Source organism: Cupriavidus sp. F041 (assembly GCF_057814235.1).
Map to the genome: position 1 here is coordinate 2,196,415 of NZ_JBVASY010000001.1, position 16,722 is coordinate 2,213,136.

Here is a 16,722-nt window from a genome sequence, read left to right on the forward strand (position 1 = left end):
GCTATCGCTTCAGCTCGGATCGTCCAGTAGTGCCTTGGCTTGCTGCCAGTCAGCCGTGTCGAAGCCCTCACTGAAGGATCCATGGATCGGGGCAAGTGTCTGGCGCGCGGCGTTCATCTTCCCCTGCCGTCGCCATAGCTGGGCCAGGCTCAGCGCGGCCTGCAGCTCCAGTGACCTGGAACCCTGATGGCGGGCGACGGCGATTGCCTTGTGAAAGCAGGCCTCGGCTTCTTCGTGGCCAGTGAGCGCGCGGGATTGGAGTATCAATTCGCCCTTGAGCCGATGCAGCGTCGCTTCGTCAAGCCGCTCTCCCGTGCTTTCCGTCAAGGCTAGCGCCTCGGCCAGCACGTCCAGTCCGGCTTGGAAGTCCCCGGCTCTCCCAAGGGCTTCAGCTAGCAGGGCCAGAAAGTTCGGCCTGCCCAGTGCCGCGCCAGTTGCCTCGTAAGCGGCGAGGCCCTGGTGTATCTCGGCAACCCCCTCTTCAGAACGGCCTTGTTCCGTCAGCGCCCAGCCTTGCAGAACGGTTCCCCACGCCAGATAGATGGGAAAGCCTTCCTCGCCCGAGATCGCGATCGCGGCCTCTGCGTACTCGCGGGTCAATTGCACCTCACGCCGACATTGGTGTACTTCGGCTGCGAAGACGAAGCAAAGCGCGAGGTTAAAGGCGTCCGGGCGCTTCCTGGCCAGAACCAATGCGTCCTGGCAGCGCGTGCGAGCCAGATCCGGCAGGCCCAGATACCACAGGATCCAACCCAGCGTGCTCGTGGCATGTACGGCCGGGTCTCGCCCGTAGCCCAGAAGAAAATCGTATGCCGACGGGTCCGGCCGTTGCAGTGACAGCACCTCCTCCATATGGGCGCGGGCCATGCCGGGCTGGCCCAGACGGAACGTGGTGGCGCCGAGTACACGATGCGCCTCCGCGAGCTGCCCAGGCTTCTGCGTGTCCAGAGCCATGGCAAGCAGCCGTTCCCCAAGCGGCTGCGCAACTGTATACTGCGCCCGCAATTGGTAGAACGCCCACAGTCCTAGCTGCGCCGAGAAGAAACTGGGTGTTTGCCCACCCTGTTCGCACAATGCCAGCGCACGCCTGTAAGTTGACTCCACCTCGGGAGCGGCCTGACCCCGTGTGGCTATCAAGGCCGGTCCTAGCGTTAGTAGCAGTGCGAGTTCCTCGCGTGCGCGCTCGGGCGTGTCGGGCAGCCGCTCTAGCAGTTCAACGGCCGTGCCCAGGTGACGGATTGCTTCCATCTGGGCAGAGCGCTGCAGGGCCTGCTCGCCGGCGCAGTGCAGGTACTTGACTGCCTTCGGGATGTTGCCGCTATGGCTGTAATGATGTGCAAGCTCGCTGCAGTAGTCCTTTAACCGACTCTGGAACAGTGTCTCGATGGCCTCTGCGGTGCGCTCGTGCAGCGCGCTGCGCCGCTCGGTAAGCAGCGAGTTGCCGGCAACTTCCTGAGTGAGCGCGTGCTTGAAAGCGTACTCCACCTCCGGGAATACAGGTCGCTCGTAAATGAAATCGCCCGCCTGCAGGGCGGCCAGAAGCGGGCGCAATTCGTCGTCAGCCAGTGCAGTGACATGCTGGATGAGACTCAATGGAAACTCCTTTCCGATCACGGCCAGGCTTTGCAGCAGTTCCTTCTGGACGAGCGGGAGCCGGTCGATGCGGGCGGCGAGCACGCCCTGGACGGTGGTGGGGATGTGCAGCGAGGTAGGCGCCTTCTCGATGCGGTAGCAGCCAGGCTGGCCAACCAGGGCATTCTCCTCAACCAGGGTCTGGACCACTTCCTCCATAAAGAACGGGTTGCCTTCCGTCTTGTCCAGGATCAGCCGTTTCAGGGGCGCGAGAGCGCGATCCTCGCCCAGCAGCGCGGTGAGCAGCCCCTGGGCTTCGGCCGGGCCCAGCGGCTCCAGATGCAACTGGACGCAGTAACTCCTGGAACTCCAGTCATGGGAGTACTCCGGGCGGTAGTTGACGAGCAGGGCGATCCTGGCCCCCGGCACATAGTCCAGGAGAATATTGAGGAAGGCCTCGGTTTCGCTGTCCAGCCATTGCAGGTCTTCGAACAGGAGCTCGAGAGGCTGGTTGAGGCTTTCGCGTACCAGCAGACGTGCAACCGCTTCAAACGTGCGCTGCCGCCGGATGGCAGCGTCCATGGTCGGCAGTGCCGATCCGGGCTCGACGGAGCCGAGCAGGTAGAGCAAATAGGGCAAATGGTCTTCCAGCGTCCTGTCGAGGGTAAGCAGCCTGCCGGTGACCTTCTCGCGGCAGCTTCGGTCGTTGTCCTGCGGGGTGATTTGAAAGTAATTTCTCAGGAGCTCGATCAGCGGCAGATAGGCGAAGGCCTTGCCGTGCGAAACCGAGAAGGTCTCCAGCACCATGCAGCCTTGCTGTGACCGCGCCTTGAACTCGTGGAACAGCCGCGATTTTCCTACCCCGGCCTCCCCCATCACCTCGGCGACCTGCCCATGCCCCGCCTTGGCCAGTTCCAGGACCTTGTGCAACGCCTCCATTTCGGCCTGGCGTCCCACAAAGCGCGCCAGGCCGCGATGCGCCGCCACTTGCAGGCGAGTACGCAATGCGCCGAGGCCCAGCACCTCGTACACCGCAAGCGGATCCCGGACGCCTTTTACTTGGGTCGTCCCCAGCGGCTTGAATTCGAAATACCCCTCGGTGAGCTTATGGGTAGACTCGCTGACGAGGATGGACGCCGGTGTGGCAACGCCTTCCATGCGCGAGGCGATGTGGATTGTGTGCCCCACGGGATCGTAGTCCGTGTGCAGATCGTCCTTGCGGATCGAGCGCACCAACACCTCACCCGTGTGGATTCCGACGCGGATCTGAAGCGGTATGCCCTGATCCAGACGCACCCGGTCACTGTGGCGACGCATCGCTTCCTGCATGCGCAGCGCTGCATATAAAGCCCGCAGAGCATGATCCTCATGGGCAATGGGAGCGCCGAACAGAGCGAGAATGCCGTCACCCAGGAACTTGGCTACGTAGCCCTCATAGTGGTGCACGGCATCCATCATCAGCGTCACCACGGGGTCGATCAGGTGACGCGCCTCTTCCGGGTCCAGGTCCTGGATCAACGCCGTCGAACCAGCCATATCGGCGAACAGCGCCGTGATGGTCTTGCGCTCGCCGGCCGTCCCGCCCCTGGCTTCCATGGCCGCCTGCTCCGCCCGGATGCGCTCGGCCAGATGGGGCGGCGTGTAGTGGACAGGGGCCGAAGCGGCGGTCGCAGGCACTGGAGGCGCCGCTGACGGGGAGTCATCCAGGGGCGAGCCACATCCGCGGCAGAACTTCGCGGCAGGGCCGGACTGCTCGCCACAGCGCGGGCAGATCCGCGCAAGCCTGGCCCCGCACTGCTCGCAGAAGTTGGCTTGATCGAGGTTCGCGAACCCGCAATTTGTGCAGCGCATCACCCCTCCTGACTGCCATCGCCTGCCTCGGATCATTAGACGCGCCATCGGCCGCCTTAGCAAGTTTTGGGCGCGTCGTGGCGGCGATGGCATGATACGTTTCGCAGCGCGCCGGCGGACGGGAGCATGCGCGACTGCATGCTGAACTTGAAGTGCTCGGCATGCAGCTAGGGCAGGCGCAACAGGCGCTAGTAGAATCAAGGACTTGCAAGACACTCAGGTCCAGGACTTTAATTGCCGTCCCCAGTCGACAAACTTCAGCACAACCTCATCTCCCGCCTGCGCCTCAAGCATCTGGTGCTGCTGCTGGCGCTGGACCGTCAGCGCTCGGTTTCGCGCGTCGCGGCCGAGATGGACCTGACCCAGCCCGCCGTGACCAAGGCGCTGCGGGAGATCGAGGAGATCTTCATGGTGCCGCTGTTCGCGCGCTCGCGGCGGGGGCTGGAGCCTACCGGGACCGGCGCGGCCGTGCTGGCGCATGCGCGGCTGGCGATGGCGGATACGGAGGCGCTGGGGCGGGAACTGGCGGTGATCGGCGCCGGCCTGCACGGGCGGTTGCGCATCGGTGTGATTCCGTATGTGGCGCCGGTGGTACTGGATGCGGCCTGCTCGCACGGCTTGCAACAGCAGCCGCGCGTGGCGGTGCTGGTGCGCGAGGGCACCACGGACGAACTGGTGGCGGCGCTGCGCGCGCACGAACTGGATTGCGTGATCGCGCGGTCCTTCTACGCGCCGGGCGACGACATCGTGCAGACACCGCTTTACCGCGAGGAACCCGCGCTGGTGGTGCCAGTGGCCGCCGCGGCGCGGCTGGCGCGCGGCAAGCTGGACTGGCAGCGACTGGCCGCGCTGGACTGGATTTTGCCGCCCTCGCATACGCCGATCCGGCGCACCATCAATACCTTGTTCGCTACCGCCGGCGCGGTGCCGCCCACGCCGATGGTGGAGACGTATTCGATCAAGACCATCGCCACGCTGCTGCGCAACCAGCCACGCGCCATCACCATCGTGCCGCGCGCGGTGGCTGCCGAACTCGCGGCCAGCGGCAGCGCCGCGGTCTTGCCGCATACGTTGACGTGGGACCTGCCGGCGGTTGGGGCAATGTGGCTGCGCCGTACGGAACACAGCGAGCCGCTGCTGGCGTTGGTGCGTGCGTTGCAGCAGGCGGTGGGGGTGAAGGGCTGAGGCCGGACCTGAAGCGCAAACGGCCGGCTGCGCCCTTCAAAGCGCGCAGCCGGCACAGCCGCGGGTTGCAGGCCGTTGCGGCCTGCTTATCCGATGATCTCAAACTCGCCAAAGTACTCTTCGTTGAGCGTCAGCCCCAGCCCCGGCAAATTGTCGTCCAGCTGCAGGTAGCCCTTGTCCGGCGCCGGGTCACCCTTGAAGATGTAGTAGAACAGCTCGTTGCCCACCTCCACGTCGTGCACCGGGAAGTACTCGGACATCGGCGACGCGGTCGAGGCCATGGTGAGGTGGTAGTTGTGCATCTGGCCCGCGTGCGGGATCACCGGCACCGACCAGGCCTCGGCCATGGCATTGATCTTCTGCGCGGCGGTGATGCCCCCCACGCGGTTGGTGTCGTACTGGATCACGTCCACCGCGCGCCGCTCCAGCAGGTCCTTGAAACCGTAGGAGGTGAATTCGTGCTCGCCGCCGGAGATGGGGAATGGGCTCATCTTCTTCAGCTCGGCATAGCCTTCGATGTCGTCGGCGATCACCGGTTCTTCCAGCCAGCGTGGATTGAATTCGGCCAGGCGCGGCAGCATGCGGCGCGCGTATTCGAGCGTCCAGCCCATATAGCATTCCAGCATGATGTCGACACTGTCGCCCACCAGTTCGCGCAGCAGGCGCACCTGCTCGATGTTCTTCTGCATGCCGGCGGGGCCATCCTTGGGACCATAGCCGAAGCGCATCTTCATCGCCGTGAAGCCCTGGTCGAGATAGCTCTGGGCCTCGGCCAGGAAGGCGTCGCGGTCATCGTTGTTGTAGAGCTTGGAGGCGTAGCACCAGATCTTTTCCTTGGTGCGCCCGCCCAGCAGCTTGAACACCGGCTTGCCCACGGCCTTGCCCATCAGGTCCCACAGCGCGATGTCCACCGCCGAAATCGCTGCCATGCCGATGCCCTTGCGGCCCCAGGCGTGGGTGCGGCGGTACATCTTCTGCCACAGGTATTCGTTGTCGAACGGGTCCTGGCCGATCACGATCGGGGCCAGGTACTGGTCGACGATTTCCTTGGCCACGCGCGGCGCAAGCGCGCAGTTGCCGATGCCGACCAGGCCGGTATCGGTTTCCACTTCCACCACCAGCCAGCCGTGGAAGCGGAACGAGCCCATGGCGTCGCCACGTTCGAACAGGATGTCGGTGGCATTGGTGCAGAAGTGCGCTTGCGGGGGCACGGTCTTGCCCTTCCATTCAAAGACGCGGGCGCGGACGTTGGTGATTTTCAAGATAGTCTCCGTTGGATAGTGGCCGGTGGCGGGCGGCAGGCTCAGGGGGCTGCGCGCTGGCTGCCCATCTGGCAGGCGATGCGGAAGGCTTGCAGCGTGGCGCCGAGATCGGCGCGGCCTTGCTGCGTGATGTCGAAAGCGGTGCCGTGGGCCGGCGTGGTGATCGGCACCGGCAGGCCGCCCTGCACGGTGACGCCGCGCGAGAAGCCCATCAGCTTGATGCCGATCTGGCCCTGGTCGTGATACATCGTGACGATGGCGTCGAACTGCCTTTGCTGCGGGCTGCCCTGCACCTTGAGGAAGATGGTGTCGGCGGGGAAGGGGCCATCCGCCGCCACGCCGCGTGCCTGCGCATCGGCGACCGCCGGTGCGATGAAGTCGATCTCCTCGCGGCCGAAGGCGCCGTTGTCGCCGTTGTGCGGGTTGAGGCCGCACACGGCAATGCGCGGGCGAGCCATGCCGGCCCTGCGCAGGGCCTGGTCGATCAGGTCGATGGCGGCGCCCACGCTGTCGCGGTTGATCATGGCGGGCACGTCCTTGAGCGCAACGTGGGACGTCACGCGGGAGGTCCACAGGCCGTCGAGTACATTGAACTCGCAGAAAGCGCCGTCGTAGCCGAGCTTCTCGGCGAACCAGTGCAGCTCATCGTTGTGCCCCATGCCGGCGGCGTGCAGCGAGCTTTTGTTGAGCGGGCCGAACAGGATGGCGTCGGCCTTGCCTGCCTGCGCCAGCTCCAGCGCCACGGCCAGGGTGCCGAGGCTGTAGCGGCCGCCTTCCGCGCTGGCCACGCCGCGCCGGTAGGCGGGTTTGCCGTCGAGCTGCCAGTGGAACAGGCGCGGGGCGCTGGCGCTGTCGCCGCCAGCGAACGCGAGCGAATCGGTTTCGCGCAGCGCGATATCCACGCCGGCCACCTGCATGCCGTGGCGCCATTCGTCGCGGTCGGCGATCAGCAGGATGTCGGCCTGCGCCGCGGTGGCAGGGTCGGCCAGCAGCCTGGCGATCAGCTCGGGGCCGATGCCGGCGGGGTCGCCGAGCACCATGGCGATTCGGGGTCGTTGGGTCATGGGAGTCTTGAGGGAAAAGGATTCAGTCCAGCTTGACGCCGAGTTCGGCGATCAGCTTGCCGTAGCGCGCATATTCGGCGCGCGAGAAGGCATCGAACTGGGTGTTGTTTAGCGCACCCGGCAACGCGCCCACGTCATTGAGACGGCGCACGGTGTCGGGATCCTTGAGTATGGTGGCCAGCGCCGCGCTCAGCTTCTGCAGCGTGGCGGGCGGCGTGCCGGCCGGTGCGTAGACCCCGTACCAGGCATTCATCTGGATGCCGGGCACGCCGGCTTCGGCCAGCGTGGGTACGTTAGGCAGCAGCGCCGAGCGCTGGTCGGCGGTGACTGCCAGCGCGCGCAGCTTGCCGGCCTTGATGTGGTTGATGACCGAGGGCATGGTCTCGAAGCTCATGTCGACCTGGCCGCCCATCAGGTCCACCAGCGCGCTGCTGCTGCTCTTGTACGGCACGTGCAGCAGCTTGCCGTGGATCTGGCGGGCAAACGCCGCGCCGGCCAGGTGCTGGGTGCTGCCGACGCCGGAGGAGCTGTAGCGGAATTTGTCGGGATTGGCCTGGATCTGCGCCACCAGCGCTTTTACGTCTTGCGCCGGCACTTGGTTGTTGACCACCAGCACATTGGGCACCGACGACACCAGGCCCACCGGCGCCAGGTCCTTGAGCGGGTTGAACTGCAGCTTGAGCAGGTGGGGCGCGATGGCCTGGGAGGTGACCACGCCCATCAGCAGCGTGTTGCCATCCGGCGCCGCCTTGGCGGTGATGTCGGCGGCGATGGTGTTGGAGGCGCCAGGCCGGTTGTCCACCACGACCGGCTGCTTGAGGATGGCGGCCAGCTTGTCGGAGACGATGCGCGCCATCACGTCAGTGCCGCCGCCGGGCGCCGCGCCCACCATCATCCGTACGGGGCGGGTGTCCTGCGCGTGGGCGCCGGTTGCCATGGCGGCTGCCAGTCCCATCACGCCGGCGAAGGCGCCGGTCATCCATCGTTTCATTGTTGCCTCCATGTCTTGTTATGGGCCTGCGCCGGAGCGCGGATGGGGCAACTATAAGGATGGGAGCGATGCGTGACTACTGACGTTTATTGAATGGGTGATTACTTTCAGGAATACCTCGCGGCGGATGCCAGGCGTCGCTCAGGATTCCGCCTGCCCGGCGCGGAGCAGCTTGATCAACTGGCCCGCGGCGGCGGAAAGCGTGCCCCCGCGCCGGGTCACGACCCCAAAGGTCTGCTGACGCGACCGCATCGTCACCGGCAGGATGCGCAGCATCTTTTGCCGGGCGAACAGTTCGGCCACGCTGGTCGGCAGCAGCGAGACCAGTTTCGCGCTGCGCTGCAGCAAGGCCACGGTGACGAAGCTGGAGGAGGTGGTGATCGCATTCGCCGGCATGCCCACGCCGACCATGTCCAGCTCGCGCTGCAACAACTCGTGCATCGGCATCTGGCCGGGGTAGACGATCCACCGGTAGCCGGCCAGGTCGGCAAAGGTGAGCGTCCTGGTGCGCGGCGCGGCATGGCTGTAGCCCACCACGGCCGAGATCGGTTCGTCGCCAATCGCCTGGTAGTGGTACCTGGCGGGCTGGTCGCTTACCAGCGCCCGCCCGATGACCAGGTCCAGGCGCCCGTCGTCCAGCAGCGTGAGCATGCGCAGGCTGGTGTCTTCGACGATTTCGATGGACAGGTTCGGCTGTTCGTCCTGCATGGTCTCCAGCGCCGGCACCAGCACATCCGGGACCGCGCCCATGATGGCGCCGACGGCCAGGTGGCCGCCCTTGCCGGAACGGATCTCGGCCATGTCCTGGCACAAGGCGGTGAGATCCGTCGCCAGCAGCCGCGCATAGCGGATCACGCAGTGGCCGAACTGGTTTGGCCGCATGCCGGTCTTGGAGCGCTCGAACAGCGGGGCGTCCAGCATGCCTTCCAGCTCCTGCAAGGCCTTGCTGGCCGCCGACTGCGTCATGGCCATGGCCGACGCGGCCTGGTGCAGGGATTTGTGGTCGTCCAGCGCAATCAGCAATTGCAGTTGCTTCATGCGCAGGCGGGACATCAGAACGTCAAGCGTGGCCTTCATGGGAACCTGGGGTGGAAGCTACGTGAGTCGCAAAAGCGATCACGAGATGGAAAGGTTTCAATATACATCGCGGCCTGGCGCACCGTATATTGCTTCCCTGTCACAAGCCCCCTCGACGTGGGGCTCCGGCCGGACCCGGCGCCGCCGGCAAGAACAAGGAGGAGAGACCATGAACATGCCCAAAGCCAATGCCGTCTACCGTGGTGTATTCCCGGTGGCACCCACCATCTTCGACGAACAAGGTGGCCTTGACCTCGACGGCCAGCGCCGCTGCATCGATTTCATGATCGACGCCGGCTCCGACGGCATCTGCATCCTGGCGAATTTCTCCGAGCAGTTCGTGCTGTCCGACGACGAGCGCAGCCTGCTGATGACGACCGTGCTGGACCACGTGGCCGGCCGCGTGCCGGTGATCGTCACCACCACGCACTTCAGCTCGCGCATCTGCGCCGCACGCAGCCGCGCCGCGCAGGACGCCGGCGCCGCCATGGTGATGGTGATGCCGCCGTATCACGGCGCCACCATCCGCGTGCCAGAGCGCGCCATCCACGACTTCTTCGCCACGGTGTCCGGCGCGATCGACATCCCCATCATGATCCAGGATGCGCCCGTGAGCGGCACCACGCTGTCGGCCCCGTTCCTGGCCCGCATGGCGAAGGAGATCGCCAACGTCTCCTACTTCAAGATCGAAGTGCCGCAGTCCGCGGCCAAGTTGCGCGAGCTGATCGAACTCGGCGGCGATGCCATCGTGGGTCCGTGGGATGGCGAGGAAGCCATCACGCTGATGGCCGACCTCGATGCGGGCGCCACCGGCGCAATGACCGGCGCGGGCTTTCCCGACGGCATTCGCAAGATCGTGGATGCCTACCAGGCGGGCGACACGGAGCTCGCCGCGCAGCACTACCAGCAATGGTTGCCGCTGATCAACTACGAGAACCGGCAAGGCTGGCTGGCGACGGCCAAGGTGCTGATGATGGAGGGCGGCGTGATTGCTTCCGACGCCGTGCGCCACCCCTTGCAGCCGATGCACCCGGCCACGCGCGCCGGTTTGCTGAAGATCGCGCGCAGGCTGGATCCGGTGGTGCTGCGCTGGGGCCGGTGAGCGGCTGGCAAGCATTGGACAACTGGCGGCGCTGCCAACGCGCCGCCTTTTCATTTAAAGGACAGAGCATGAACATTTCAGGCGAATTGCTGATCGGGCGCCAGTCGGTGCGCGGCACCCATGGCGAGATCCGGGCTGTCGATCCGGCGACAGGGGAAACGCTGGGGCCGGCCTTCGGCGGCGCCACGCCGCAGCAACTGGAGCAGGCTTGCGCGCTGGCCGCGCAGGCCTTTGACGTCTACCGCGAAACCTCGCTCGAACAACGCGCCGCGTTCCTGGAGAAGATCGCCGTCAGCATCCTTGAACTTGGCGATGCGCTGATCGAGCGCTGCGTCAGCGAGAGTGGCTTGCCGCGTGCCCGGATAGAGGGCGAGCGCGGGCGCACCGTGGGCCAGCTCCGCCTGTTTGCCGCCGTGGTGCGGCAGGGGGATTTCCTCGACCTGCGCATCGATCCCGCGCAGCCGGAGCGCAAGCCGCTGCCGCGCGTGGACCTGCGCCTGCGCAATATCGCGCTGGGGCCGGTGGCCGTGTTCGGCGCCAGCAATTTCCCGCTGGCGTTTTCCGTGGCCGGTGGAGATACCGCATCGGCGCTGGCAGCCGGCTGCCCGGTCATCGTCAAGGCGCATCCGGCCCATCCCGGCACATCGGAACTGGTTGGCCGCGCGATCCGGAAGGCCGTGGACGAGTCGGGTTTGCCCGAGGGAACGTTCTCCCTGCTGTTCGATTCCGGCCTGCAGATCGGCCAGGGGCTGGTCAGCGATCACCGTATCAAGGCGGTCGGCTTCACCGGCTCGCGCGCCGGCGGCACGGCGCTGATGCAACTGGCCGCGGCCCGCGCCGAGCCGATCCCGGTCTACGCGGAAATGAGCAGTATCAACCCGGTGCTGTTGTTCCCGCACGCGCTGGGCAGCCGTGCCGACGCCATCGGCAAGGCCTTCGCCGCCTCGCTGATGCTCGGCTCGGGCCAGTTCTGCACCAATCCGGGCCTGGTGCTGGCGGTGGAGGGGCCGGATCTCGATCGTTTCCTGGCGTCAGCCGAAGCGGCGATCGCCCAAGCCCCGGCGTCGACCATGCTGACTCCGGGCATCCACCGGGCATACGGCGCCGGCGTCGAAGGCCTTGGTTGCCATCCGCAGGTCAGCACCATTGCGCGCGGCCAGGCCGGCGCGCAATACCAGGGGCAGGCGGCGCTGTTCTCGACCACCGCAGAGGCCTTCCTCGCACACGAAGCACTGCGCGCGGAAATCTTCGGCGCGGCGTCGCTGGTGGTGCGATGCCCCGACCTGGCCGTCATGCGGCGTGTGGTGGAAAGCCTGGAAGGGCAACTGACCGCGGCCATCCATATCGATGAGGCCGACTACGATGCCGCGCGCGGCTTCCTGCCCGCGCTGGAGCGCCGCGTCGGCCGGATCCTCGTCAATGGCTTTGGCACGGGGGTGGAGGTGAGTCATTCGATGGTGCATGGCGGACCGTATCCTGCCACCTCGGACGGCCGCTCCACGTCGGTCGGGAGCCTGGCCATCGCGCGCTTCCTCCGGCCCGTGTGCTACCAGGACATGCCTGTCGCCTTGCTGCCGCAGGCGCTGCGCACCGGCAATCCGCTCGGGCTTGCGGTGCGGGTGGATGGGGAGGCACAGGCCGGGCGACAAGCGCTTTAACCGGCGTGGTTCCAGGCACGCAAGCGTAAGCGCGGCGCGGGTGCTTGCCGGCGCCGCGGCTTCCCCGCGAGACGTTACTTCACGAAGCCGAGCACCTCGCGGAAGCGTTCGTGCCGGCTTGTCCGCATCCATTCGAAGGCAATCATCTCGACCGTGGCGGCGGTGGCCCCGTCCCTGCGCATCCTGTCGATGGCCGCGTCGCGGCTGGAGGCCTTGCGCGAGCCGATGGCATCCAGCACGACGGTCACGCTCAGTCCGTGGCCGAGCAGCCCGGTGACCGTCTGGAAAACGCAGACGTGGGCTTCGCAGCCGGCTACCACTACGTGCTTCCGCCCGACAGGCAGTGCGTCGAGCAAGCCGTCCTGGCAGCCATCGAAATGGTCTTTGGCCACGGTCTGATCGCACAGGCGCCCGATCTCGCCGAGATTCCCGCCCAGGCTGCCGGGGCTTTGCTCGGTGCCGATCACCGGCACGCCCAGTACCCGCGCGATATTGGCTAGGCGCACGGCTTCCGATACGACGCGATCGCTTTCATGGATCGCGGGCATCAGGCGCGCCTGGAGATCCACCAGCACCAGGACAGATTCAGCGGCGTTGTGCAGCATGCGCATTCCCTTTGTGAGTTGGCGTGGCAAGCGCTTCCTGCATGCGCTGCCTGGATGGAACCATAGCAGGCTCAAGCTGCATCATCGCGCCTGGACGGGACTACAGGTAAATCGATCATGACCGGCGCGCCAGGTACCGTGCAGCCTTGCGAGCAGCATTTGCCGGGTTGCGTGTTGCGCGTGATCGCGCGATCCGGATCGTCCGTCAGCCCGCGCGCCAGCAACCGTTCGACCAGCTGCACCTTGGAGCCCACAGGATAGTGCCTGTAGATCTCCCGCTTCATCGCTTCCGGCGAGCCGCCGCCATGCAGGCTGATGACCGAGTACCAGCCGCCCTGATAGGACGCCGTCAGGTCTTCGATGAACCGGGCCGTCTCGATGCGCCTGGCGTACGGCACATCGGGATTGGCACGCAGGACATCCTGCAGCGTTGCCGCGGTGAGCGGGTTGTGATCTTCGTCGGGGCCCGGCAGCGCCACGATCAGCCCGCCCGATACATAGTGGGCGATCTTGTGCATGTCGTAGATCTGCGTGGCCAGCAGCAGCTTGCCGATGTTCGCGAACACCGGGTCCGGCACGAAGCTCTGCGCCGGCACGTCCTGCGTGGCATAGACGGAGGCGGCGACGCCGCAGGCGTAGAAGCCTTCCGTGATCTTGATCAGTTCCACCATCTGATCGCGCAGGTGCGATTCCTCGCCGGGGTCGAAGCCATTGGCCTCGCACATCAACGCGCCCGCGCCAATCAGCAGGTCGCCGAAGCCGGCCCGCGCGCCGATGCAACTGTGGCGGTGATGCGTGGCGTAGTTGTATGTCATGTAGCCGCTGTGTTCCCATTCGCCGGCGTAGAACACGCGCTCCCACGGCACGAACACATTGTCGAACACCACGACGCCGGTCGACTGCCCATACCGGTTCGAGAACAGCGCTGCCTTCTCGCCCGGGCGGCCCGCGGGGCGGGCGACGATCGTGACGCCCCCGGCATCCACCGGCACCGCGCAGCACACGGCAAAGTCGGCGTCTTCCCGGGTCATGTTGCGGCAGGGCATGACCAGGAATTCGTGCATGTAGGGCGCGCCCGTCACGATGGCCTTGGTCCCCGAGATGCGAATGCCCTTGCCGTCGCGGTGCACGACGTGGACGTAGGCGTCCGCGTTGCCCTGCTGGTGCGGCCGCTTGCTGCGGTCGCCTTTCGCATCCGTCATCGCCACGCCCAGCGTCAGGTCGCGGTCCTGGACGTCGTGCAGGTAGTTGGCGAAGCGCTCGCGATGCTCAGTCGTTCCCTTGGCATCATCCAGCCGCGCTGAAACCTGGTGGATTGCGTTCAGTGCATCGTGCGTCAGGTAGCGCTGCGCGCAACCGGTTTCCTGGCAGACCAGCCGAACGGCTTCCAGCTTGTTGAGCAGGTCGCCGCTGCTGGTGTTGATGTGAAGCAGCCGGTTTACCAGCCTGCCGCTGCTGCCCTGGGTCGCGGTCATGACCGGGGCGTATTCAGGCCGCAGCGCATAGTCGTACGTCAGCCCCACCGCGTTGATGCCAGGCCGCAGCGCCGGCTCGTCGACCACGCTTTCGACCAGCCGGCCGTCAACGAATACCTTCGGATGGTACTGGCGCAGCGACGCCTCGTAGCCTTGTGCGGACATCATCATGGCGGGTCTCCTGGGGGTGAACGTCTCATTTTTAACTTGTGTTTTTAAAATTAAACGCTGTTTAATATAATTGTCAAGCGTTCGATTCTGTGACACGATGCGGTCTCACAGGAGAGGCAATGAGCCCAGTGGCGGAAGAGCGCGAGCAGCAAAGGCGCGACAGGAAAGCGGTGGTGAGCGACGCCAAGCGCGCTCACATCCTTGCGGCGGCCCGGCATGTGTTCGAGGAGCGCGGCCTGGACGGCGCCAGCATCCGGGAGATCGCCAAGCAGGCCGGCTACACGCCGGGTGCAATCTATTCGTACTTCGACGCCAAGGAGGAGATCTACGGCGCACTGCTGGGCGAGTCGCTGGAGAGGTTGAACGACGCGGTTGCCGAGGACCTGGGCGCAGCGGCTTCCGACAGGGCGCGGGCCAGGCATGCCGCAATGGGGTTTTATGGCTTTTACGCCACCAATCCCCGGGACCTGGATCTTGGTTTCTATCTTTTCGGTGGCATGAGGCCGCACGGACTGACGCCGGAGTTGAATGCCAGGCTCAACGGCCGGTTGCGCGACGCACTGAAACCGTTCGAGGAAGCGTTACTACGCCTTGGTGCGACGCAAGACACCGCGCGGGCGGAGGTGACGGCATTCTTCGCGCACTGTGTCGGACTGCTTCTCCTGGAAAACACAAAACGAATCAGGATGTTCCAGGAGGACTCCGGCAGGCTTTGCGAATGCTATGTCGATCGCGTCGTCGAGCGGATCGGTGCTGATTCCCCCGATACCATCCCCGATATCAATCGCCCGCTAAAGGACGCAATTAACCCATGAGTCTGCAATCCGTAATGACCTTCCTGGCGCAACACGCGCCCGATATCAGGATTCTCGAGACGGCGACGAGCACCGCGACGGTTGCCGAGGCGGCCGAGACCCATGGCGTCGAGCCCGCCCAGATCGCCAAGACGCTGTCGCTGCGGCTGAAGGACGAGGGTCCTGCTGGTGATGGGTGGCGACACGAGGATCGACAATCGGAAGTACAAGGACCAGTTTGGCGGGAAAGCAAAGATGCTGGATGCCGAAGACGTGCTGGCGTGGACCAGCCACCCCGTTGGCGGGGTTTGTCCGTTCGGTTTGCCCCATGAGCTGAAGGTCTTTGCGGACGTCTCGCTGAAGAAGTTCGACGAGGTGCTGCCGGCGGCGGGCGCAACCAATGCGGCCATCCGGATTTCGCCCGAGCACCTGGCGCGGCTCGTCAAGGCGCAGTGGGTCGATGTGGCGCAAGGCCAGGCATGACGCCGGAGATTGCGCGCGCAAAGCGGCCTTAAAAAGCACCTGATGTAACATGACTCCCCAATCTGCCCAAGGAGAGGGAATGTCTAAAGGTTTGGTATTGCTGGCCGCCGCCCTGACGGCGCAAGTGCTATTGCTTTCGGGTTGTGCCGGTGGCGTTAACGCGAGTTCCATCGAGGCGTCGGAACCGAAGCGCGTGCATTCCAATGCCAGCGTCAGCGACCTCGTGCTGTGCCTGAAAGGCAGGCTGGGGGATGACGCCAGCGTGGTCGCTTACCCGCAGCCGGGGCGGGTCGATATCCGGGTCGGGCGCGCCCAGGATTCCGATTACCGGTTTTTTCACCTGATCAGCTTGCGTCGGGCCCAGGAAGGCTCGGATGTCGAGATCCGCAGCGCGGATGAATGGCATCCCTGGCTGAGTGCCAGCCGGATCGCCGGGATGGTGGATGACTGTGTACCGGGAAAGGCGCGCTGAATAGCCATTCTTCCATGCGCTCGCTGAAAGCGGGGCGCCTGCCGGGTCAGCGGTGCGTGGCGTGCGCCCGCGCGCTGTCCGCGTTGCCCGGATCTGCATGGCGGCCGGTGCGGCTGTTTCCGGGCGTATCGTCTGCCGCGCCGAAGCGGGGCGGGTAGAGCGGGTGCCGCAGTGCCGCGTAGACAAGCACGACAGTGGCAATGGCGGTGATCCAGTCGATCAGGTCTTTCATTGGCGTTCCTCCACGTTGCCTGCATGGCGCGGCAGTTCCATATCCAATGACAGTAGCCAACCGGCGCGGTCCGGGCAACGAAGCTTTGGTGCAATCCATATGCGCCGGCGCCGCGGGAGGCCTACAAGATTAGTTTATAGCCCTCATGGCTGGCCACAAAGCCGAGCCTTTCATAGAACCGGTGCGCGTCCGGACGGCCCTTGTCCGTGGTCAACTGGACCAGCGCGCAGCCGCGTGCCCTGCACGCCGAGATTGCCCATTCGAACATCTGCTGGCCAATCCGCGCGCTACGGTAGGGTGCGGCGATCCGGACTGCTTCGATCTGCCCCCGCCATGCCCCTCTCCGGGCAATGCCCGGTATGAACGATATCTGCAGTGTGCCGACTACCGCATCTCCGTCCATGGCGACCACGAGACGCTGATTCGGGTCGGCTTCCATGGCTTTAAAGCCGGCAACGTATCGTTCGTCCAGGGGCGAACCGACAGTCTCCCGCTGGCTGCCAAGCGCATCGTCCGCCAGCAATCCGACGATGGCGGGAAGGTCGGCCGGCAATGCGGTCCGAAAAATGATGTGTGCCATATCTGAACCGTGGGTAGCGCTGGCGCCAGGGGAAAGGCAAGTATATCGTCGCCTAATGAAGCCCCGGGCGATCGCCGGATCGCTCGGGGTTGCCGGCAAACCGCCTTCGCGACCTTGGCTCGCGAGGCGAGCCGTCATGCAGGGAGGC

The 16,722-nt window shown here is 65.5% G+C and carries 14 protein-coding genes and 1 pseudogene; 6 read left to right on the forward strand and 9 right to left on the reverse strand.

Going from position 1 to position 16,722, the window contains the following annotated elements; translation table 11 throughout:
• Window positions 1-9 precede the first annotated feature (9 nt).
• Window positions 10-3,423: an adenylate/guanylate cyclase domain-containing protein gene (locus tag ACZY0R_RS10035; RefSeq protein ID WP_488858212.1), complete on the reverse strand. Its 3,414-nt coding sequence runs from the start codon at window positions 3,421-3,423 to the stop codon at window positions 10-12.
• Window positions 3,424-3,657: 234 nt separating this feature from the next.
• Between ACZY0R_RS10035 and ACZY0R_RS10040 the strand changes: the two genes are divergently transcribed.
• The gene (locus ACZY0R_RS10040) at window positions 3,658-4,608 is read left to right on the forward strand and encodes a LysR family transcriptional regulator (protein WP_488858213.1); all 951 of its coding nucleotides are present in this window, start codon (window positions 3,658-3,660) and stop codon (window positions 4,606-4,608) included.
• Between the two features lie 86 nt (window positions 4,609-4,694).
• Here ACZY0R_RS10040 and ACZY0R_RS10045 read toward each other — a convergent pair whose 3' ends face one another.
• The 4 genes from ACZY0R_RS10045 to ACZY0R_RS10060 form a co-directional block, all read right to left on the reverse strand.
• Window positions 4,695-5,870 (reverse strand): L-rhamnonate dehydratase, encoded by a 1,176-nt coding sequence (locus ACZY0R_RS10045; RefSeq protein WP_488858214.1) that lies wholly within the window; start codon window positions 5,868-5,870, stop codon window positions 4,695-4,697.
• 41 nt (window positions 5,871-5,911) lie between these two features.
• Window positions 5,912-6,934 carry a 4-hydroxythreonine-4-phosphate dehydrogenase PdxA gene (locus ACZY0R_RS10050; RefSeq protein WP_488858215.1) on the reverse strand — a complete coding sequence of 341 codons (1,023 nt, stop codon included), beginning with the start codon at window positions 6,932-6,934 and terminating at the stop codon, window positions 5,912-5,914.
• Between the two features lie 22 nt (window positions 6,935-6,956).
• Entirely contained in the window at window positions 6,957-7,925 is a 969-nt protein-coding gene (locus ACZY0R_RS10055; RefSeq protein WP_488858216.1) for a Bug family tripartite tricarboxylate transporter substrate binding protein, read from the reverse strand.
• A gap of 141 nt (window positions 7,926-8,066) precedes the next feature.
• Window positions 8,067-9,002 carry a LysR family transcriptional regulator gene (locus ACZY0R_RS10060; protein WP_488858217.1) on the reverse strand — a complete coding sequence of 312 codons (936 nt, stop codon included), beginning with the start codon at window positions 9,000-9,002 and terminating at the stop codon, window positions 8,067-8,069.
• Window positions 9,003-9,171: 169 nt separating this feature from the next.
• Between ACZY0R_RS10060 and ACZY0R_RS10065 the strand changes: the two genes are divergently transcribed.
• Window positions 9,172-10,104, forward strand: coding sequence for a dihydrodipicolinate synthase family protein (locus ACZY0R_RS10065; RefSeq protein WP_488858218.1), 933 nt, complete (start codon window positions 9,172-9,174; stop codon window positions 10,102-10,104).
• Between the two features lie 68 nt (window positions 10,105-10,172).
• The gene (locus ACZY0R_RS10070; protein ID WP_488858219.1) at window positions 10,173-11,762 is read left to right on the forward strand and encodes an aldehyde dehydrogenase (NADP(+)); all 1,590 of its coding nucleotides are present in this window, start codon (window positions 10,173-10,175) and stop codon (window positions 11,760-11,762) included.
• A 74-nt stretch (window positions 11,763-11,836) separates the two neighbouring features.
• On the opposite strand, the gene ACZY0R_RS10075 is transcribed toward ACZY0R_RS10070, so the two are convergent.
• Together ACZY0R_RS10075 and ACZY0R_RS10080 are read right to left on the reverse strand one after the other, a co-directional pair.
• Window positions 11,837-12,367, reverse strand: a complete 531-nt coding sequence (locus ACZY0R_RS10075; RefSeq protein WP_488858220.1) for an isochorismatase family protein — start codon at window positions 12,365-12,367, stop codon at window positions 11,837-11,839.
• A 71-nt stretch (window positions 12,368-12,438) separates the two neighbouring features.
• Window positions 12,439-14,013, reverse strand: a complete 1,575-nt coding sequence (locus tag ACZY0R_RS10080; RefSeq protein WP_488858221.1) for a 4-hydroxyphenylacetate 3-hydroxylase family protein — start codon at window positions 14,011-14,013, stop codon at window positions 12,439-12,441.
• Between the two features lie 119 nt (window positions 14,014-14,132).
• Here ACZY0R_RS10080 and ACZY0R_RS10085 point away from each other — a divergent pair, with 119 nt between their 5' ends.
• From ACZY0R_RS10085 to ACZY0R_RS10095, 3 genes and pseudogenes are all read left to right on the forward strand, one after another.
• The gene (locus tag ACZY0R_RS10085; protein WP_488858222.1) at window positions 14,133-14,828 is read left to right on the forward strand and encodes a TetR/AcrR family transcriptional regulator; all 696 of its coding nucleotides are present in this window, start codon (window positions 14,133-14,135) and stop codon (window positions 14,826-14,828) included.
• Window positions 14,825-15,290: pseudogene (locus tag ACZY0R_RS10090) on the forward strand (YbaK/EbsC family protein). Before ACZY0R_RS10085 ends, ACZY0R_RS10090 begins: the two are co-directional and overlap by 4 nt.
• Before the next feature lie 79 nt (window positions 15,291-15,369).
• Complete coding sequence (locus tag ACZY0R_RS10095) at window positions 15,370-15,762, forward strand: hypothetical protein (RefSeq protein WP_488858223.1); 393 nt, start codon at window positions 15,370-15,372, stop codon at window positions 15,760-15,762.
• 46 nt (window positions 15,763-15,808) lie between these two features.
• Here the strand turns inward: ACZY0R_RS10095 and ACZY0R_RS10100 are convergent, their stop codons facing one another.
• Both ACZY0R_RS10100 and ACZY0R_RS10105 read right to left on the reverse strand, forming a co-directional pair.
• Window positions 15,809-15,994, reverse strand: a complete 186-nt coding sequence (locus tag ACZY0R_RS10100; RefSeq protein ID WP_488858224.1) for a hypothetical protein — start codon at window positions 15,992-15,994, stop codon at window positions 15,809-15,811.
• A gap of 121 nt (window positions 15,995-16,115) precedes the next feature.
• Complete coding sequence (locus tag ACZY0R_RS10105; RefSeq protein WP_488858225.1) at window positions 16,116-16,574, reverse strand: GNAT family N-acetyltransferase; 459 nt, start codon at window positions 16,572-16,574, stop codon at window positions 16,116-16,118.
• Between the last annotated feature and the right edge of the window lie 148 nt (window positions 16,575-16,722).